General features: G+C 42.0%; 3 protein-coding genes and 1 tRNA gene. 1 reads left to right on the forward strand and 3 read right to left on the reverse strand.

Annotation, left to right across the window (positions count from 1 at the left end):
- Window positions 1-237: 237 nt before the first annotated feature.
- Window positions 238-555 (forward strand): hypothetical protein, encoded by a 318-nt coding sequence (locus GNE10_RS33590; protein WP_185570369.1) that lies wholly within the window; start codon window positions 238-240, stop codon window positions 553-555.
- Between the two features lie 199 nt (window positions 556-754).
- On the opposite strand, the gene GNE10_RS33595 is transcribed toward GNE10_RS33590, so the two are convergent.
- The 3 genes from GNE10_RS33595 to GNE10_RS33605 form a co-directional block, all read right to left on the reverse strand.
- Window positions 755-827 (reverse strand) — tRNA-Ala (locus tag GNE10_RS33595).
- A gap of 27 nt (window positions 828-854) precedes the next feature.
- On the reverse strand, window positions 855-1,580 hold the full coding sequence (locus GNE10_RS33600; RefSeq protein ID WP_185570367.1) for an HAD family phosphatase: 726 nt from the start codon (window positions 1,578-1,580) through the stop codon (window positions 855-857).
- The gene (locus tag GNE10_RS33605) at window positions 1,577-2,476 is read right to left on the reverse strand and encodes a class I SAM-dependent methyltransferase (protein WP_185570368.1); all 900 of its coding nucleotides are present in this window, start codon (window positions 2,474-2,476) and stop codon (window positions 1,577-1,579) included. The genes GNE10_RS33600 and GNE10_RS33605 overlap by 4 nt, the downstream gene beginning before the upstream one ends.
- Window positions 2,477-2,743 lie beyond the last annotated feature (267 nt).

Here is a 2,743-nt window from a genome sequence, read left to right on the forward strand (position 1 = left end):
GGGGAAGGGGAAAGGGGGAAAGGTTTTAAATATAGGACTTACGCAAAAACTCTCTCAAACTCTTATTTCTTTGTGTCCTTCTCTGACGAGACGCTTGGCGAATGCGTCCTACCCTGCGGGAAGCCGCTACCGCGTCTATGCGGTTCGTTGTTACAAAATTGATAACTATTAATTAAGTTGCGATCGCCACAGTTAAAAAAAAGATTAATTTAGCGATCGCACACCAACACAACTCAATTGCGAGGCGACACAACTCAATTGCGAGGCGACACAACTCAATTGCGAGGCGATGCAACTCAATTACGAGGCGATGCAACTCAATTGCGAGGCGATGCAACTCAATTGCGAGGCGATGCAACTCAATTGCGAGGCGATGCAACTCAATTGCGAGGCGACACAACTCAATTGCATGGTAGCAGCTATTTATTTATCAAAACTTTGGGTAAACAATATGCTATTTCTGAGTTGTTTGCAACCCGTTCGCAATACCGCAATAATCTTTATCAGGTTCTAAAAATCCTCAAGCATTTGGGACAAATCATTGCATATCGTTAAAAACTAAGGATGCGATCGCCATACCTACCACTTATATTAGGCGCGATCGGGCATTGAAGATGCCAGAGTCAAACTCAAACATCTTTATCCAGTTAGTTTTTGAGGAGGAATCAAGCAAAAACTAAAGCACCAAATTAGCTAAAACACTCCACTACCAAACTATTGCCTCTTCCCTGCTATAATTTCCACAACGGACAAATGGAGAATAGGGAACTCGAATCCCTGACCTCTGCGGTGCGATCGCAGCGCTCTACCAACTGAGCTAATTCCCCGTAATTAATTCACCAATGAATATTTTATCATTCACTTACTGATGGCTGGGACTGTTTTTGAGAATAAACTTCCTGCACGCGTTGGAGTTCTAAATCAGTGAGGTAATCGACAGTCCAGTTACAGCAGCGCTGAAGCATGTGAAAGGGGTAAGTGTTCGCTACACCCACCACTTGCATGTGCGATCGCTTTGCTGCTTGAATACCAGCTGGTGTATCTTCAATTGCTAGACATTCTTGGGGCTGGAGATTCAATTCCGGATATTCTTCGTTCAACTTTTTCACTGCTAGTAGATAACCATCGGGTTCTGGTTTACTAGCAGTGATGTCATCACCGGCGACAATAATTTTAAAGTATTCGTTTAGTTTAGCCTGATGTAGTACCAGATCTATTTCTTTGCGAATAGCACCACTGACTAATCCTAATTTCAGATTACGCGATCGCACTTGATAGATTAAGTCTTCCACACCTGGATATAAAGGCAGTTTCTCAATTTTTTCCAGTTCTAGCGTGTAAGCTTCAGCTTTGCGGTGCAGCAGTTGAGTTAAATATTTTTCCGTCACCACTCTACCACGATTGGAGAGTAGTTGAGTAAAACAAGCGCGATCGCTGCGTCCCAAAGAAGCTTGACGCTCATCAACCCGCTGTGGTTGCAGATTCTCTTGAATGAGAATCTCATCAATCAGTTGCAGGTGGATTTGCTCATCGTTAATGATGACACCATTAAAATCAAAGAGAACTGCCTTTAAAGTCATGCGATTATGCCAAACACTGGCGATCCAAGTTCCTCCAAATTATTATTATCTATTGTGGTGTCTATTGAAATTGCACTTGCTTGACGGATATTTTCTGATGCAATCGGTTTGATACCGCTAGTTACCTGATTTATCCACCAAACATCTTGAGTTCGCACAGCTTCAAACCCTGCTGCACCCATATTCGCATCAACGCTACCATTGGCATACTCACGAATATATGGTTCTTCAAAAAGGTTGTTGAGCCATTCTAATTGACGCAGAGTCTTTTGGTTGCCATCTTGAATTAACACTTGTCCCCCAGTTACCAGTAACCGGAAGCTTTCCCGCAAAATTGCCAATGACACTGCATCTGGTATTTCGTGAAATAGTAAAGCAGCTGTCACCAAATCAAATGTTCCATCACTCAAACCAGTTTTCTCAGCATTCCCATGTCGCCAGACTATATCCAAACCAGCAGCTTGGCTTTTATGTTCTGCCCTCAATAACATATAAGGTGATAAATCCAAACCAATCACTTCGGCTTCAGGAAAAGCTTGTTTCAACATTAAAGTAGTGGAACCCGTACCACAACCTAAATCGAGTATGCGTCGTGGTTTGACTTTGACAGCATCAATTAAACCCTGACGAATCAGATTTTCATTAGGTAGCAAAACATACTGCGTTATGGGGTCGTAAGTAACCGCCGCATCAGAAGTAAGATATCCGCCTTTGATGCCGTGAAAGTTTTGATTGCTGTAGTACGATGGAATTATGACATCAGCTCGGCGAAAGCGATCGCTTTCTTTCTCCCAATCAATACTCTGTTGATAACGCCGCAACTCATCTTCATTAATGAACAAACGCGCTACAGGCGATAAAAAACGTTCCCAGATTGTATCTTGACGCACTGTCATAGGTATTGTGTAAGAAGTGTAAAAACTGTTTTAATCAGAATTATTTTCTTTACAAATTTTAATACATCTTTTTTTTCATTGTGTAGGAATGGGGCTGAGGAGGTAGGAAAGATGAAAATGTATTACACTTGTAATATAGAATTATTTTGTCATGCGGGCATTGAAATTGAAAGTGTTGACCGTTGACTAAAGGGGAAAGGTTAAAGGGGAAAGGTTAAAGGGGAAAGGGAAAATACCAAACTTTCCCCCTTTCCCCCTTTCCCCTTC

The sequence above is a fragment of the Nostoc sp. 2RC genome, assembly GCF_014222165.1.
Classification (GTDB): Bacteria; Cyanobacteriota; Cyanobacteriia; order Cyanobacteriales; family Nostocaceae; genus Nostoc; species Nostoc linckia.

Bases quoted from the DNA above. Each gene is read 5' to 3' on its own strand.
- GNE10_RS33600 (WP_185570367.1), bottom strand. From the start codon at position 1,580: ATGACTTTAAAGGCAGTTCTCTTTGATTTTAATGGTGTCATCATTAAC.
- GNE10_RS33605 (WP_185570368.1), bottom strand. From the start codon at position 2,476: ATGACAGTGCGTCAAGATACAATCTGGGAACGTTTTTTATCGCCTGTA.